This window comes from Methylobacterium sp. NEAU K, from assembly GCF_030700285.1.
In the GTDB taxonomy this organism is placed as follows: domain Bacteria; phylum Pseudomonadota; class Alphaproteobacteria; order Rhizobiales; family Beijerinckiaceae; genus Methylobacterium.
Genome location: NZ_JAUYZJ010000011.1, coordinates 31352 through 45995, shown reverse-complemented (window position 1 = coordinate 45995; position 14644 = coordinate 31352). Strand labels below are relative to the sequence as shown.

Here is a 14644-nt window from a genome sequence, read left to right as displayed (position 1 = left end):
CCATGGTTTCCCGGGCGCGCCGGGGTGCGACCAAGGCGCTGCGGGTCCTCACCCGCCCGGTCCGCCGCGCCCAGGGGCACGGCGGCAAGGGCCGCGGGGGGCTCGTGGTCGAGCCCTACCGCGGCTACGGCTCGCGCGAGGAGATCTTCCTGATCGGTCGGGTCTTCCGGCAATCCCCGGGCAATCCCGGGGAGGATCCCGAGTCCCTGCGGGCGCAGTGGCGCGACCTGCGCCGCCGCATCGCCCGGCGCAAGGTGGCGGGTGCCGCCGTCACGGCCCGGTTCAGAGGGGACGCGACGCGCGTCGAGACCGATCGGGACGGCTATTTCCGCCTGCACCTGTTTCCGCGCGATCTCTCTGGGCGCCCGGACGAATGGCACCCGGTCGACCTGGTCCTGGAGGATGATCCGCCGATCTCCGCAGAGGGCGCGGTGTTCATCCCGCCCGACGGTGCCCGCTGCGTGGTCGTCAGCGACATCGACGACACGGTGATGCACACCGGGGTCGCCAACAAGCTGAAGATGCTCTGGCGGCTGTTCGTGGAGGATGCCGAGAGCCGCGTGGCGTTCCCCGGCGTCGCCGCCCTGTACCGGGCCCTGCATGCCGGCGCCGGCGGCGCCGAGGGCAACCCGATGCTCTACGTCTCCCGCGCCCCCTGGGGCCTGTACGAGATGCTCTCGGACTTCTTCCAGCGCCACGGCATCCCGGCGGGGCCGGTGCTGTTCCTGCGGGAATGGGGCCTGTCCTGGACGCACCCGCTGCCGCGCCGGGCCACCGATCACAAGCAGGCGCTGATCCGGCACATGATGGCCCTCTACCGGCACCTGCCCTTCGTGCTGATCGGCGACAGCGGGCAGCACGACCCGGAAGTCTACGCGCAGATCGTGGAGGAGCATCCCGGGCGGGTGCTCGCCGTCTACATCCGCAACGTCTCCACCGATGCCGCCCGGGCGGAGGAGATCGTGCGGCTCGCCGGTGCCGTCGCCCGGGCGGGCTCCAGCCTGGTTCTCGCCGCCGACAGCGTCGCGATGGCGGAGCACGCGGCCGGGATCGGCCTGATCGCACCCGAGGCCGTCGCGGGCGTCGCCGACGAGCACGCCGCCGGGGCGGATGTGGAGCCGCGCCGGGCGACCACGCGGATCACCGCCGAACCTCCGGAGCCCGGCGGGGCCTTCGACGAGCCCACGATCTCGCCCGAGGCCGTTGCGGGTGCTCTGGCCGGCGACGGCCTCGTCCCCGCCACCGTGGTGGTCGCGCCGGAGCATCCGGCCGCCCTGCCCCGGGTCGAGACCTGATCCCGCGCGGGATCACCCCCCGCGCCCCCGAGATCGCGGCATCCCTGCCGGTATTCGAGAGCCTGTCGCGCGCGCAGGACCTGTCAGCCTGGACGCGCCTGAGACCCGCCGGGCCGTCGGCGAGACGGCCCGCTCCCTGGACGCGCATCTGGCCTGCTGACGTCTGAGGCTCCGAGGATCTTGCGCCTCGGCGCCAACACACCATGTTGCAATGCAGCATTTCGGAGAACGCGCTTCACTTCCCGAACGGGCCTCCTAGCTTCGGGCGCTCGCGCGCCGGCCCCCGCTCTTGGAAATCTCTGGAGCCTTTCCGTGCAAACCTACACCCTTGCCATCGCCGACGGCGTGCTGTTCGCCTGCCTGCCCGACGAGGCCGACATCTCGGCCGCCATCACGGACGCCACTGCGACCAACTATGGCTTCGGCCTCAGTCTCGACATCGTCCGCGGTGCGGTCCTCACGAACGCCGCGGGCCCCGAGGACGAGGTCGTCTGGCAGGAGGGGTCCGACAGCGAGCTGCTGGACGCGCAGGGGCGCCGCTACCGCTACGCCGTCCGCCGCCCGTCCTGAGGGTCTCTCTCCGGCGCCTCTGACGCGGGGGCACCGGGCTGCTAAGGTCGGCCCATGCGGGAGGGGGCGACCAGCGTGGCATGGAGGGGCGGTCTCGTCCGCTTCCTCGTCCTGTACGCCGCCCTCTACGGCGCCTATGGCGGCCTCTCCCCGATCCTGCCGGGTTTCCTGGCCGCGCGGGGCCTCACGCCCGGCGAGATCGGCATCCTGCTCTCTGCCGCGGGCGCCCTGCGCCTCGTGGTCGGGCCGCTGGCCGGGTCCTTCGCCGACCGGCGGAAGGCGGCCCGCCCGATCCTGGCGGCGAGCGTCGCGCTCGCGGGTCTCGCCACCCTGGCTCACCTGCCCGGCACGGGCTTCGCGCAGCTCCTCGGGCCGGCCCTCCTCTACGCACTCGGAACCGCGGCCCCCGCGCCGCTCGCCGACGCCCTGGCCCTCGCCGCCGCCCGGGGCGGGTCCGTTTTCCAGTACGGCTGGGTCCGGGCCGCCGGGTCGGCCGCCTTCATCGCCGCGACCGGCGCCGCGGGCTGGCTGATCGCGGCCTTCGGCCTCTCAGGCGCCCTAGTGGCGAGCGGAATCCTGTTCACGGCCGCTTCCGGGGCGGCGCTGGCTCTGCCGTCCGGCGCCTCGGTCGCGGCGAATGCCGGACCGCCGTGGCTGGGCTTCTCCCGACTGGTCCGGGTGGCGCGCTTCCGCCGCACGGTGCTCGCCGCGTCGCTGGTGATCGGCGCACACGCCATGCATGACAGCTTCGCTATGATCCTGTGGCGCGGCGCCGGGATCGGACCCGGCACCGCCGGCCTGCTCTGGTCGGAATCGGTCGCGGCCGAGGTGCTGGTCTTCCTGTTCGCGGGACCCCGGCTGCTGGCGCGGATCGGGCTTCCGGCCGGGGTCGCGGTCGCGGCCTGCGCCGGCGGCCTGCGCTGGGCGGTGCTGGGCTGGACCACCGCGATCCCGTATCTCGCCGCTGTCGAGGCCCTGCACGGGTTCAGCTTCGCGCTCCTGCATCTCGCCTGTCTGGGGCTCATCGAGGAGTCCACACCCCTGGATCTCCGGGCCACCGCGCTCGCACTCTACGGAACGCTGGGCCTCGGCCTGTCCGGGGTGCTCGCCACCCTGGCGTCCGGCGCCCTCTACGGCGCGTTCGGGGCACCGGCTTTCTGGGCGATGGCGGGCTTGAGCCTCGCCGCCCTGCCGCTGGTGCCGGGCCTGCGCCGAGGCTGAAGGCGTGGGCTCTTTTGCCGGCCCTGTGGTACGGACCCGGAACGGACCCGCCCGATAAGCCCTGCATGCCCTCTGTCGCCGAGATCCTGATCCCGCTGGGGCTCGACACGCCCTACAGCTACGTCGTGCCCGCCGGACTGGACCTCACCGTCGGCGCGGTGGTCCAGGTCCCGCTCGGGCCCCGCGAGATCGTGGGGGTCGTCTGGGGGCTGACCGAGACGGCGGGCGGCTCGAACCTGCGCCCGGTGACGGACCGCCTGCCGTTCGCGCCGCTGTCGGACCCGCTGCGCAGCCTTGTCGACTGGATCGCCCGGTACACGCTGGCGCCGAAGGGCTCGGCGCTTGCCATGGTGCTGCGCCTGCCCGACGAGGCCGCCGCGGCCGAGACCGCCCGGGTGGCGGTGCGCATCACCGACAAGCTCCCCGCCCGGCCGACCGCGGCGCGGACCAAGGTGCTGGCGGTGGCCGCCGACCGCGCGCTGCGGGGCAAGAGCGCGCTCGCCAAGGAGGCTGGAGTCTCGCTCTCGGTGGTCGACGGCCTGATCGACGACGGCGCCCTGGAGACGGTGGCGGTCGAGCCCGAGCCGGCCGCCCCGCGCCCCGATCCCGACTTCCCGCGGGCGCCGCTGTCGCCGGCCCAGGCCGACGCGGTGGCGGCCCTGGTCGGGCCCTTCCCATGGCACCGGCCGCCGGCCGACGATACCGCCGGCGACCCGGCCTCCGGGCCGGCGTCCCCGTCCGGCGCGGCCGATATCCGGCCTGTCCTGCTCGAGGGCGTCACCGGCTCGGGCAAGACCGAGGTCTATTTCGAGGCGGTCGCGGCCTGCATCCGGGCGGGGCGACAAGCACTGATCCTGATGCCCGAGATCGCCCTGACGGCGCAGTTCCTGGACCGCTTCGCCCAGCGCTTCGGCGTGCGGCCGGCGGCTTGGCATTCCGGCATCGGCGGAAAGCGGCGCGAGCGCCTGCGGGCCGCGGTGGCGGCCGGCGAGGCGCTGGTCGTGGTCGGGGCGCGCTCGGCCCTGTTCCTGCCCTTCGCGCGCCTCGGCCTGATCGTGGTCGATGAGGAGCACGAGGCCGCCTACAAGCAGGAGGACGGCGTCCACTATCACGCCCGCGATATGGCGGTGGTGCGCGGGCGGCTGGAGGAATGCCCGGTGGTGCTGGCTTCGGCGACGCCCTCCATCGAGACCCGGGTGAACGCCGCCCGGGGCCGCTACCGGCACGTGGTGCTCCCCGAGCGCTTCGGCGGACGGCGCCTGCCCGACATCGCCGCCATCGACATGCGCAAGGATCAGCCCGAGCGCGGGCGCTTCCTCAGCCCGCCTCTGGTCAACGCCGTGAAGGCCACCCTGGAGCGCGGCGAGCAGGCTTTGCTGTTCCTCAACCGCCGGGGCTACGCGCCGCTGACCCTGTGCCGGGCCTGCGGGCATCGCTACCAGTGCAAGAACTGCTCGACTTGGCTGGTGGAGCACCGCTTCCGCCGGGCGCTCGTCTGCCACCAATGCGGCTATGCCGAGCGCCGGCCGGAGGCCTGCACCGAGTGCGGCATCTTCGACAACCTCACCGCCTGCGGCCCCGGCGTCGAGCGGATCGCCGAGGAAGCCGCCGAGCTGTTCCCGAATCGCCGGATCGTCGTCCTGTCGAGCGACTTCCCCGGCGGCGCCGATCGCCTGCGGCAGGAACTGGAGGCGGTGGCGGCCGGGGAATGCGATCTCGTCATCGGCACGCAGCTCGTGGCCAAGGGCCACAACTTCCCGGGCCTGACCCTGGTCGGCGTGCTCGATGCCGATATCGGTCTGACCTCGGGCGACCCCCGGGCGGCGGAACGGACCTTCCAGCTCCTCCAGCAGGTCACCGGCCGGGCCGGACGCGGCGAGAGGCCCGGGCGGGCGCTGGTCCAGACCTACCAGCCCGAGCATCCGGTGATCGCGGCCCTGCTGTCGGGGGACGCCGAGCGCTTCTACGCGGAGGAGATCCAGGCCCGGGAGGCGGCGGGATTGCCGCCGTTCGGGCGGCTTGCCGCACTGATCGTCTCCGCCACGGAGCGCGAGGTCGCGGAGGCGCACGGGCAGGCTCTGGCCCGCGCCGCCGACCCGCCGGAGGGCGTGATGGTGCTCGGCCCGGCCGAGGCGCCCCTCGCCCTGGTGCGGGGCCGCTACCGATTCCGGCTGCTGGTGAAGACCGAGCGCAACATCGACATGCAGGCCTACCTGCGCGCCTGGATCGCCCGGGGCCCCAAGGTGCGCGGCAACATCCGGGTCGCGATCGATGTCGACCCGCAGAGCTTTTTGTAAGACACTCCGCGCACGGGCCGCGGACCCCGGCCGGATACCGGCTGCGGGACGCGTGCGGTTCCCGGAGGAGCGATCAGTGCTGACCTACACCAAGAAAACGGATTCGAACGTCGCCGAGATCGTGGTCGACGGGAAGATCACCGACGAGGAAATGAACGCGGCGATGACCGCCATGAAGGCCGACCTCGATCAGGGCGGCAAGATCAAGCTGCTCGAGGATATCCGCGCCTTCGAAGGCATGGAGCCGGCGGCCTTCTTCAAGGATCCCCGATTCGGCTTCTCGATGATGAAGAGCGTCAGCCACGTCGCCCTGGTGACGGACGCGCCCTGGCTGAAGGCGCTGGCCGAGACCTTCAATTTCGTCTCGCCGACTCAGATCAAGGTGTTCGAGCGCGCCCGCCTCGACGAGGCGCGCACCTGGCTCGCCGCCGCCGCCTGAGGGCGATCAGTCGGCCTGCGCGGTACGGTCGTCGCTGCGCCGCGCGGTCCAGCGGCCGGAGCAGAGGGAGGCGACCTGCCAGGTGCCCGAGCCGTTGCTGGACTGGAGCCGCCCGGTGCCGGTGCCGCTGGCCGTTCCGTTGGTGACGGAGAGCCCGACGCGGCCGTCGGCGCCGACATGGCCGCTGACCCGCGCGCCCGCGCCGCCCGAGACGAGCTGCACCTGCCCTTGCCGGATCGCCAGCGCATAGGAGTAGCGGGCACTGCACAGACCGCTCTCCGTGACCAACTCGACCGACCAGATCCCGTTCGTCGCGCCCTGTGCCGCGACGGCGGGCAGGCAGGCCGGGAGGGACAGGCCGGCGGCGAGACCCGCGGCAGCGACCAGCTTAATCATGCGATGGAATCTTTCAGCGTTGCGCGCCGTTCATCCGGCGGCGCTGGAACAGGATCATCGATCGAGGATGACCTGACGCTGAACGAAAGAAGCGGCGATAGTGTGGCCGCCGGGCACGTCCGACCAAATCAGGTTCCAGTGGCGATCGGGCCCTGAATAGTCAAGCTGGCACAGGCTAATGCTGGCGAGCATGGCTGAAACACGTTGGCGGGCCCATGCCGGACCGTCCTGTCGGTCCCGTCACGGCCCCGGACAGTCGTGGTCAGTCGATCAGCGGCCGGCCTTCCTCCGGCAGCATGATCGGGATGCCGTCGCGGATCGGATAGGCGAGCTTGGCGGAGCGGCTGATCAGCTCCTGCCGGACGGAATCGTATTCCAGGGTGCCCTTGGTCAGGGGGCAGACCAGGATCTCCAGAAGCTTCGGGTCGACGCGCGTCGCCTCGACGGGAACGGTGAGGTCGTTGGTCATCGGTCGTGCAACCTATTGCATCGTCGGCTCGGGGCCAGAGCCGCGAACCAGTTCCATCTGCGTGACCGCGATCAGGATCTCGGCCCGGGTTTTGAGGTCCGGCGCCTCAAGCATCGCCTGCTTCTCGCGCACGCCGAACGGGCTCATCATGCAGAGGGCGTTGACCAGCGCCTCGTCGGGCGCCTCGTCGATCCCCGCCCAATCCACCTTGAGGTCGTTCGATTCCACGAAGTCGCGCAGCGCCTTGAGCACCCCGTCGCGGTCGACAAGCTCCTCGCCCGCCCGGGGCTCGAAGTCCACCGCGAAGTCGTCATAGGAGACGTGGCAGCGGCGATAGGCGCTGGTTGAGGCCAGTTCGCTCGTGATCCGGAACCGGCTGACGCCGGTGAGCGAGATCAGGTAGCGCCCATCACCGGTCTCGGCGTATTGCGTCACCCGCCCCGCGCAACCCACCCGGTAGAGCTTCGGGTTCGCCGCGCCCGAGCCCTCGGGGTCGGGCTGGATCATCCCGATGATCCGGTCCGTGCGCATCGCGTCGTCGACCATCGCCAGATACCGCGGCTCGAAGATGTTGAGCGGCATCTGCCCGCGCGGCAGCAGCAGCGCGCCCGACAGGGGGAAGACCGGGATCACGACAGGGCAATCCCCCGGACCCTTGTAGGTCGCATGCGTGCTCATAGGGCCTCCCAAATGGGCCGCAGGGTGGGCCAGAGCGCGGGCTGGCGACTCACGAGAACAGCAGAGTCGAGAGCTTGCGCCGCCCGCGGATCGTGTCGGGATCCATCACGCCCCAGGCCTCGAAGAACTGGAGGAGCTGCTTGCGCGCGCCGTCCTCGTTCCAGCCTTTGTCGCGCTTGCGCAACTCGATCAGGTGATCGACGGCCTGCCCGCGCTCGCCCTTGGCGGCGAGCGCCAGTGCGAGGTCGAACCGCGCCTGGTGTGCGTCCGGGTTGGACTCGACCTCCCGCTGCAGACCCGCGAGGTCGCCCAGCGAGGCCGCCTGCTCGACGAGTTCGAGGGCGGCGCGGATTCCCGCGAGCGCCGGGTCGGCGGCCTTCGCCTCCGGGACCATTGCCAGAACCCGTTTGGCGTTCTCGATCTCACCCGCGTCAAGCTGCATCTTCGCGAGGCCGGCCAGCGCCGCCACGTTGTCGGGCTGCTGCTCCAGCACCGCCGCGTAGATCTCGGAAGCGCCGGCGAGGTCGCCCTCCTCGATCAGGCTCGCGGCCTCGGCGATCGCCGCCTCGACCGGATCCTGCATCGGACCAGCGACCCGGGCGATCAGCTCCTTGATCTGGCTCTCAGGCACCGCGCCCATGAAGCCGTCGACGGGCTGGCCCTTCTGGAAGACGATCACCGCGGGGATCGACTGAATGCCGAGCTGGCCCGCGATCGACGGGTGGTCGTCGATGTTCATCTTGACCAGGGCCACCGCGCCGCCGGCCGCCGTGACCACCTTCTCCAGGACGGGGGTGAGTTGCTTGCAGGGGCCGCACCAGGGCGCCCAGAAATCGACGAGGACCGGGCGGTGCATCGACTCCGCGATGACGTCCTGCCGGAAGCCCGCGGTGGTCGTGTCCTTGATCAAGGCGCCGGTTTCGCCGGCCGGGGCAGCGCCCGCGGCGAGGGTGTCGTTCAGCATCGGTCTGGCTTCGGAACCTTTTTCGTGAAGCCCCTAAATGGGGCTTCGGACGCGCTCTGACCAGCCCGGCGCATGCCGCCCGCTCAGCGTCCCGGCGCACCGGGCGCCGCCTTCGCGGCGGTGACGAAGGTGCCGGCGAACGCGCGACCGTCCGCCGCGGTGGCTTCGCAGGTGATTGCGGTGCGGCCGGGCTCCGGCGCGGAGAAGCGGCAGGCGCCGATCGCGAGCGTCGGCGTGCCGTCCTTGCCGGCAATGACGAGGTTGATCGGCTGCAGCGGGTCGGTCTCCTCGGTGGCCTCCTGCTGGGCGCCGTTGCCGCTGAAGCTGAGCGTCCGGCCGTCCGCGGCGGTGAAATCGAAGCTGGTGCGGTTGCGGCTGACGGCGTTCATCAGGACGTTGCTGCAGGATTGGCTGAGGTCCTGGCCATCGATGACCAGCTTCTCGCAGGAGCCCTCCAGCCGGAGCGCGGCCTGCGCGTGCGCCGCGCTCGGCAGGCTGAGGAGAGTGCAGAGCAATGCGAGACGCAGGTTGTTGATCATGGCGTACCGGGGATCCTCCGTTTTCCCATCGAACTAGGCGCTTACGGCCGCGAGTCGAGGGTCGCGGGCGCCGGTCGTCCGGGCGACGGGCGCTTCAGCCGAACCGCAGGGCCCGGTCGTTCGGGGCCGAGAAGTCGAGGTCCGGCCCCAGCGGCACGATCCCGGTCGGATTGATGGTCGGGTGGCTCTCGTAATAGTGCCGCTTGATGTGCGTGAGGTTCACGGTGGGCGCGACGCCCGGCAGAGCGAACAGGTCACGCAGGTAGTTCGACAGGTTCGGGTAATCGGCGATCCGGCGCTGGTTGCACTTGAAGTGCCCGACATAGACCGCATCGAACCGCACCAGCGTAGTGAACAGCCGCACATCCGCCTCGGTCAGACGGTCGCCGCAGAGATAACGGCTGCGGTCGAGGCTCGCCTCCAGCGCGTCGAGTTCGTCGAACAGAGCCCGGAAGGCGCTCTCGTAGGCGTCCTGCGCGGTGGCGAAGCCGGCCTTGTAGACCCCGTTGTTCACCCGATCGTAGACCCGGCCGTTCACGGCATCGATCGCCCCGCGCAGGTCCTCCGGATACAGGTCGGGCCCGGTGCCTCCGAAGGCGCCGTTCAGCATCCGCAGGATCTCGGCGGATTCATTCGACACGATGGTGGCGCGCTGCCGGTCCCAGAGCACCGGCACCGTGACGCGGCCGGTATAGGACCGGTCCGCCGCGAGGTAGACCTCGTAGAGCCGCCGGGCGCTGTGGATCGGGTCCGCCGTCGCGCCGGGCGTGTCGCCGAACACCCAGCCCTCGGGGCCCATATGTGGGTCGACCACTGAGACGGTGATCGCCTGCTCGAGGCCCTTCAGGGCGCGACCGATGAGGGTGCGGTGGGCCCACGGGCAGGCCAGCGAGACGTAGAGATGGTAGCGCCCCGGCTCCGCGCGGAAGCCGCCCTCCCCCGAGGGGCCGGGCGCCCCGTCCACGGTCACCCAGTTTCGGAAGCGCGACGCCTTGCGCTCGAAGCGGCCGCCCGTGGAGGCGGTGTCGTACCATTGGTCGCGCCAGACGCCGTCTACGAGGAGGCCCATCGTCGTGTCCCTTAGCCGAAGGCAGTCGAAGCGAGATGGGGCCGTGCCGCGCAGCGGAAAGGGCCGTCCGCCGGCCGTCCGAACCGGTTCGGGAACCCCAAAGTGCTACGTGCAACGCAGGTTTGCGCCCACGCTTCTGTTGCGGTGCGGCATGATCCGCCATTTTCCGGCCACCCGCCGTCGCTGCGTGCCCGCAGCGGTCCCGGTTCGGCGGGAGACCGGATGGAGGTGAACGATGTCGCTCGCGCTGGTGCCCGTCGCGGAGGCGGCCCTGTTCACCCTCGGGTGCTTGGTGATCCACGCCCTGAGGCGCCATGCGGATGTGGTCACGGCGACGCTGGCATGCGTGGCGACGCTCCTCGTGCTGATGATCGGGATCGCCTGCGCGCCGGAATCCTTAGCCGCGTATCAGGCGGCCAGCACCACCGATTTCGCCCGCCTGGATCCCGCTCTCTACTGAGCGGGGGAACGGCCCTCGTTCGGCCATGCGGTCCGGAGGCGGGCGAGGCGCCCGCCGGTGCCGCGCTGGCCTGCGACCGTGACGTCGAAATCGTCCCTCGGCAGTCGGGCGAGGAAGCGCTCGGCCAGCTCGAACAGCAGGATGTCCGGGCGTATCCGCTCGATGTATTCCCAGTCGAGGCTCGACGACCAGACGAAGTGGACCTCGTGAAAGCTCTCTGCGAGCAGCCCGGTCAGTAGGAACGGGTCGAAATGCGCGCAGGAATCTCCGAACAGAACCAGGCGCCGGGGGTCGGCGCCCGCCGCCTCGTTGCGATAGACCACATGGGCGCCGACATGCGCCTCCCGGTCGCGCCCCTGCGCCTCGTAGGCGGCGAGCAGCGGCCCCACCTCGACCCGCCTCGCATCGCGCTGCAGCATGAACCGGTCCAGCCGCTCCCTGGGGCGGTCGCGGAGCTTCTCGCCGAGGTCCATCACCTCATCGGAGAAAACCTGCGGCCGCGCGCCGATATCGGCGGGCGGGATCGCCCCAAGGGCGCGCATGATCGCGCGGTAGGCCAGCAGGCATCCCTGCGCGGTCCAGTGCGTGTCGGTGCGCAGGTACAGCGGCACCTGGCCGTCGCGGGCCGCCCGGAGCGGAGCCAGGAGATCGAGATAGGCCGGGTGCCGCGCCAGGCGCCGGGCGAGGCGGCGGGTCGAGGCCTTGTCCGGGGCGTAGCGCAGGCCGTCGGTCCTGTCGTCGTAGACCGACAGCTTCTCCGGGACGATCACGTGCAGGCAGCGGATGCCGAGCCGCTCGGCCCGCGCGGCCCGGGCCTTGATCAGCCGTGTCCAGCCGCGCAGCAGCAGCCAGTGCCGCAGGCCGCCCCGGTAGCGGTCCATGACGCGGTTGCTGCCCCCGATGAGGAACAACCAGCCATCGCGGCCGACATGAACGCTCTCCCTGCCTGCAGACATGCCGGTGCTTTAGCCGCACCGCAAGCGGGCGCCTAGGCCAGCCCGTCTCCGGCGCCCGCGCCGCCTCCTGGCGACGCCGGCCGCGCGGGTGCTCTACTGGACCTGAGCCGGTTCGGGCGCCATGTCGCCCGCCATGCATGAGGCTAAGCCCCTGATCCTGACGCTCGCCTTCGACGAGCCGACCTTCGCGCGCTTCGATCGCGAGCGGCGCCTCCACTTCCCGGAGGCCCTGAATCACATCCCGGCCCACGCGACGCTGTTCCATCTCCTGCCCGGCGACCGGGAGCGGGGCGTGATCGAGGTGGCGACGGCGCTGGCCCGCACTCTCCCGCCTCCCGAGGTCGCGGTGACCGGCCTGCGCTTCACCGGGCGAGGCGTCGCCTATGTCCTGGAATGCGCCGCGCTGTCGGACTTCCGGTCCCGCCTCGCCAGGGCCTTCGAGCCCCAGCTCACCGCCCAGGACCGACAGGGCTGGCGCCCGCACGTGACGGTGCAGAACAAGGTCGCCCCGGACGTGGCGCGCGCGCTCCACGCCGACCTGGCGGCCGGCTTCGCGCCGTTCCGTTTCTCCGCGCCCGCGACCCTGCTGTGGCGCTATCTCGGCGGCCCCTGGGAGCGGGTCGCGCGCCTGCCATTTGGAGAGAACGCGTGATGTCGGCTGCCTTCACGCCCCCTCCGGGGATCGGGCCATGAGGGCACCGGTCCACCTGCGGCGCAATCCACTCACCGGGCGGGCGATGGCGGTCTGGCTGCGCCTGCGGCTGAACGAGGTCGGCCCGCTGGTCGCGCTGCTGTGCGTCAGCATCCTGGGCTACGGCTTCTTCTACCTCGCTCACGAGGTCGGCGAGGGCTCGACCGCGGCGCTCGACCGCAAGATCCTGCTCAGCCTGCGCAACCCCGCCGACCTGTCCGACCCGATCGGGCCGCCCTGGCTTGAGGAGACGATGCGCGACATCACCGGGCTCGGCAGCGTCTTCACGGTCCTGTTCCTCACCTGCGCGGTCGCGGCCTATCTCGCGGTCTCGGGACGGCGGCGGCTCGGCCTGTTCGTGCTCGCCGCGGTCGGCAGCGGCGAACTGGTCTCGACGGTGCTGAAGGTCTTCTACCGCAGGCCCCGGCCGGACCTCGTGCCGCACGGCATGGAGGTGTTCACGGCGAGCTTCCCGAGCGGCCACGCCACCATGTCGGCCATCGCCTACCTGACGTTGGCGGTTCTGATCGCCCGGGTGGACCGCAACCGGCGCGCGAAGGCCCTGGTGCTCGGGCTCGGGGTCGCGGTGACGCTGCTCGTCGGGATCAGCCGGATCTATCTCGGCGTGCACTGGCCGAGCGACGTGCTGGCCGGCTGGTGCATCGGCGCGGCCTGGGCGTCTCTATGCTGGTTCGTCGCCCTCCAGCTCCAGCGCCGGGGTGAGGTCGAGGCGCCGGACCCGCCGCCGCCGTTAAGATAAACCGGAAGTTAAGGTGGACCTAAGGGTGCCATCCGGGCTGGATGGCGGTTGTCGCGATGATCGGCAACAAGGGGGACAAGAGATCGTGATTGAGCGCCGCCACACCGCCCGCCGCCGCGTCTGCCTCGGCGGGCACGTGCGGGTGGCCGCTTTCCTGCCAGAGATCGACTGCATCGTGCGCGACGTTTCCCTGGGCGGCGCGAAGATCCGCGTCCCGTCCACGGCCACGCTGCCGGATTGCTTCGACCTGTTCATCCCGTGCCGGAGCGAAACGCGTCGGGCCTGGGTGGCCTGGCGTGACGGCGATGTGTTCGGAATCGGTTTCGACGTGACGACAGCGGCGTCCGAGCCGGAAGCGGTCGCCCGGCGCCTCGCCGACAGCGAGGCGGAGGTGGCGCGTCTGCGCGCCGCGCTCATGGCGGGAAACGGCCCGGAGCCCGCCTGCGTTCACTGAGCGGGACGGGCCCGGCGACCGGTGGTTCGCAGCCCACGCTGCAGCGCCTCCGTGCTGCGATCCCGATCCGGCAGAACGGCAAGGCTCATGGCGGATGATACCCGGCTCTCACGACGCAACCTCCTCGCCGCGGGGGGCGCTCTGGCCGGCGCCGGCCTCGGCGGCGGGGCCCGTGCGGCCCAACCCGGCCCGTCGGTCCCGGCCGATACCGGCGCGGTCCAGGGCGGGCGCGTGATGTTCCCGAACTGGCGCGGCCCCGGTGATCGACCGCCGTCGCCGAGCCCGGCGCCGCAACCCCCGGGCCAGCGCGTCGGCTACTGCGTGGTCGGGCTCGGGCGCCTGAGCCTCGACGAGATCCTCCCGGCCTTCGGGGAGGCCAAGCGCTCGCGACTCGCCGCGGTGATGTCGGGGACCCCCGACAAGGCCAAGCTCGTGGCACGGCAGTACGGCCTGCCCGAGGACGCGGTCTACGGCTACGACGAGTGGGACCGGCTCAAGGCGAATCCGAACGTCCAGGCGGTCTACGTCGTCACCCCAAACGGCGTGCACCGGGACAACGTCGTGGCCGCGGCGTCGGCCGGCAAGCAGGTCCTCTGCGAGAAGCCCATGGCGGTCTCGTCGCCGGAATGCCGCGCCATGATCGCGGCCTGCGCCAAGGCCGATGTCAAGCTGATGATCGCCTATCGCTGCCAGTACGAGCCGCACAACCGTGCCGCGATCAGGCTCGCCCGCTCGGGCGAGTTCGGCCGGCCCCGGCTGATCCAGGCGTTCAACGGACAGACCACCGGGCTGCCGGAGCAATGGCGGCTCAAGAAGGCCCTGGCGGGCGGCGGCTCGCTGCCGGATATCGGGCTCTATTGCCTCAACACCACCCGGGCGGTGCTCGGCGAGGAGCCCGAGCTGATCACCGCCCAGATCTACGCGCCACCCGACGATCCGAAGTTCCGCGAGGTCGAGGAGACGGTCAGCTTCACCTTGCGCTTCCCGTCCGGCGTGATCGCGCAGTGCCTGTCGAGCTACGGCGTCTACGAGGCGCGCAGCCTGACGCTGCACACCGGCAACGCCACCATCGATCTCCAGAACGCCTTCGCGTACGAAGGCCAGCGGCTGTTCGTGGCGCACCGCGACGGCAAGAGCGGCGCCCGCGACGAGAAGGTCCTGAGCCCGAAGAACCAGTTTGCCCTGGAGATGGACCACTTCTCCCGGTGCATCCAGGAGAACCTGCGCCCGCGCACGCCCGGCGAGGAGGGGCTGCAGGACCAGGTGCTGATGGAGGCGATCTACGAATCCGCCCGCACCGGCGGCCCGGTCAAGGTCGGCCCACCCCCCGGCGCCGGGTCCGGCCTCGACGTGACACGCGGGCCGGAGCCGGAGGAGGCAGGCTGA

General features: G+C 71.4%; 17 protein-coding genes. 10 read left to right on the top strand and 7 right to left on the bottom strand.

The genetic code is table 11. From position 1 onward, the window contains the following. Positions 1 to 2: 2 nt before the first annotated feature. The 5 genes from Q8W67_RS11175 to Q8W67_RS11155 all read left to right on the top strand — a co-directional run bounded on the left by Q8W67_RS11175 (position 3) and on the right by Q8W67_RS11155 (position 5822). Positions 3 to 1295 carry an App1 family protein gene (locus tag Q8W67_RS11175; protein ID WP_305545512.1) on the top strand — a complete coding sequence of 431 codons (1293 nt, stop codon included), beginning with the start codon at positions 3 to 5 and terminating at the stop codon, positions 1293 to 1295. Between the two features lie 312 nt (positions 1296 to 1607). Further along, complete coding sequence (locus tag Q8W67_RS11170; protein WP_305545221.1) at positions 1608 to 1865, top strand: hypothetical protein; 258 nt, start codon at positions 1608 to 1610, stop codon at positions 1863 to 1865. A gap of 54 nt (positions 1866 to 1919) precedes the next feature. Continuing rightward, the gene (locus Q8W67_RS11165; RefSeq protein ID WP_370693858.1) at positions 1920 to 3086 is read left to right on the top strand and encodes an MFS transporter; all 1167 of its coding nucleotides are present in this window, start codon (positions 1920 to 1922) and stop codon (positions 3084 to 3086) included. Positions 3087 to 3151: 65 nt separating this feature from the next. Beyond that, entirely contained in the window at positions 3152 to 5383 is a 2232-nt protein-coding gene (locus tag Q8W67_RS11160; RefSeq protein ID WP_305545214.1) for a primosomal protein N', read from the top strand. Between the two features lie 76 nt (positions 5384 to 5459). Then, a complete protein-coding gene (locus Q8W67_RS11155) occupies positions 5460 to 5822 on the top strand; it encodes an STAS/SEC14 domain-containing protein (protein WP_305545212.1) in 363 nt (120 codons plus the stop codon). A gap of 6 nt (positions 5823 to 5828) precedes the next feature. Here the strand turns inward: Q8W67_RS11155 and Q8W67_RS11150 are convergent, their stop codons facing one another. The 6 genes from Q8W67_RS11150 to Q8W67_RS11125 all read right to left on the bottom strand — a co-directional run bounded on the left by Q8W67_RS11150 (position 5829) and on the right by Q8W67_RS11125 (position 9937). Continuing rightward, positions 5829 to 6218: a hypothetical protein gene (locus Q8W67_RS11150; RefSeq protein ID WP_305545209.1), complete on the bottom strand. Its 390-nt coding sequence runs from the start codon at positions 6216 to 6218 to the stop codon at positions 5829 to 5831. A gap of 262 nt (positions 6219 to 6480) precedes the next feature. Continuing rightward, positions 6481 to 6687 carry a Trm112 family protein gene (locus Q8W67_RS11145; RefSeq protein ID WP_305545206.1) on the bottom strand — a complete coding sequence of 69 codons (207 nt, stop codon included), beginning with the start codon at positions 6685 to 6687 and terminating at the stop codon, positions 6481 to 6483. A gap of 12 nt (positions 6688 to 6699) precedes the next feature. Beyond that, positions 6700 to 7365 (bottom strand): LON peptidase substrate-binding domain-containing protein, encoded by a 666-nt coding sequence (locus tag Q8W67_RS11140; RefSeq protein ID WP_305545204.1) that lies wholly within the window; start codon positions 7363 to 7365, stop codon positions 6700 to 6702. Positions 7366 to 7414: 49 nt separating this feature from the next. Further along, on the bottom strand, positions 7415 to 8329 hold the full coding sequence (gene trxA / locus Q8W67_RS11135) for a thioredoxin (RefSeq protein ID WP_305545201.1): 915 nt from the start codon (positions 8327 to 8329) through the stop codon (positions 7415 to 7417). A gap of 83 nt (positions 8330 to 8412) precedes the next feature. Further along, a complete protein-coding gene (locus Q8W67_RS11130; protein ID WP_305545198.1) occupies positions 8413 to 8868 on the bottom strand; it encodes a hypothetical protein in 456 nt (151 codons plus the stop codon). Between the two features lie 94 nt (positions 8869 to 8962). Continuing rightward, positions 8963 to 9937, bottom strand: coding sequence for a glutathione S-transferase family protein (locus tag Q8W67_RS11125; RefSeq protein WP_305545195.1), 975 nt, complete (start codon positions 9935 to 9937; stop codon positions 8963 to 8965). A 235-nt stretch (positions 9938 to 10172) separates the two neighbouring features. On the opposite strand from Q8W67_RS11125, the gene Q8W67_RS11120 reads away from it, so the two are divergent. Beyond that, positions 10173 to 10397: a hypothetical protein gene (locus Q8W67_RS11120; RefSeq protein ID WP_305545192.1), complete on the top strand. Its 225-nt coding sequence runs from the start codon at positions 10173 to 10175 to the stop codon at positions 10395 to 10397. Here the strand turns inward: Q8W67_RS11120 and Q8W67_RS11115 are convergent. After that, positions 10391 to 11353 (bottom strand): hypothetical protein, encoded by a 963-nt coding sequence (locus tag Q8W67_RS11115; protein ID WP_305545190.1) that lies wholly within the window; start codon positions 11351 to 11353, stop codon positions 10391 to 10393. The two genes, Q8W67_RS11120 and Q8W67_RS11115, sit on opposite strands and share 7 nt — an antisense overlap. Positions 11354 to 11486: 133 nt before the next feature. Between Q8W67_RS11115 and Q8W67_RS11110 the strand changes: the two genes are divergently transcribed. The 4 genes from Q8W67_RS11110 (at position 11487) to Q8W67_RS11095 (ending at position 14644) form a co-directional block, all read left to right on the top strand. After that, on the top strand, positions 11487 to 12005 hold the full coding sequence (locus Q8W67_RS11110) for a 2'-5' RNA ligase family protein (protein WP_305545509.1): 519 nt from the start codon (positions 11487 to 11489) through the stop codon (positions 12003 to 12005). 37 nt (positions 12006 to 12042) lie between these two features. Next, the gene (locus Q8W67_RS11105) at positions 12043 to 12804 is read left to right on the top strand and encodes a phosphatase PAP2 family protein (protein ID WP_305545187.1); all 762 of its coding nucleotides are present in this window, start codon (positions 12043 to 12045) and stop codon (positions 12802 to 12804) included. A gap of 25 nt (positions 12805 to 12829) precedes the next feature. Beyond that, entirely contained in the window at positions 12830 to 13258 is a 429-nt protein-coding gene (locus tag Q8W67_RS11100) for a PilZ domain-containing protein (protein WP_305545184.1), read from the top strand. Positions 13259 to 13345: 87 nt separating this feature from the next. After that, the gene (locus Q8W67_RS11095; protein WP_305545182.1) at positions 13346 to 14644 is read left to right on the top strand and encodes a Gfo/Idh/MocA family protein; all 1299 of its coding nucleotides are present in this window, start codon (positions 13346 to 13348) and stop codon (positions 14642 to 14644) included.

Coding starts and splice junctions, on each gene's coding strand:
- Q8W67_RS11175 (WP_305545512.1), top strand. CDS start 3: ATGGTTTCCCGGGCGCGCCGGGGTGCGACCAAGGCGCTGCGGGTCCTC.
- Q8W67_RS11165 (WP_370693858.1), top strand. CDS start 1,920: ATGCGGGAGGGGGCGACCAGCGTGGCATGGAGGGGCGGTCTCGTCCGC.
- Q8W67_RS11160 (WP_305545214.1), top strand. CDS start 3,152: ATGCCCTCTGTCGCCGAGATCCTGATCCCGCTGGGGCTCGACACGCCC.
- Q8W67_RS11150 (WP_305545209.1), bottom strand. CDS start 6,218: ATGATTAAGCTGGTCGCTGCCGCGGGTCTCGCCGCCGGCCTGTCCCTC.
- Q8W67_RS11145 (WP_305545206.1), bottom strand. CDS start 6,687: ATGACCAACGACCTCACCGTTCCCGTCGAGGCGACGCGCGTCGACCCG.
- Q8W67_RS11140 (WP_305545204.1), bottom strand. CDS start 7,365: ATGAGCACGCATGCGACCTACAAGGGTCCGGGGGATTGCCCTGTCGTG.
- trxA (WP_305545201.1), bottom strand. CDS start 8,329: ATGCTGAACGACACCCTCGCCGCGGGCGCTGCCCCGGCCGGCGAAACC.
- Q8W67_RS11130 (WP_305545198.1), bottom strand. CDS start 8,868: ATGATCAACAACCTGCGTCTCGCATTGCTCTGCACTCTCCTCAGCCTG.
- Q8W67_RS11125 (WP_305545195.1), bottom strand. CDS start 9,937: ATGGGCCTCCTCGTAGACGGCGTCTGGCGCGACCAATGGTACGACACC.
- Q8W67_RS11120 (WP_305545192.1), top strand. CDS start 10,173: ATGTCGCTCGCGCTGGTGCCCGTCGCGGAGGCGGCCCTGTTCACCCTC.
- Q8W67_RS11115 (WP_305545190.1), bottom strand. CDS start 11,353: ATGTCTGCAGGCAGGGAGAGCGTTCATGTCGGCCGCGATGGCTGGTTG.
- Q8W67_RS11110 (WP_305545509.1), top strand. CDS start 11,487: ATGCATGAGGCTAAGCCCCTGATCCTGACGCTCGCCTTCGACGAGCCG.
- Q8W67_RS11105 (WP_305545187.1), top strand. CDS start 12,043: ATGAGGGCACCGGTCCACCTGCGGCGCAATCCACTCACCGGGCGGGCG.
- Q8W67_RS11095 (WP_305545182.1), top strand. CDS start 13,346: ATGGCGGATGATACCCGGCTCTCACGACGCAACCTCCTCGCCGCGGGG.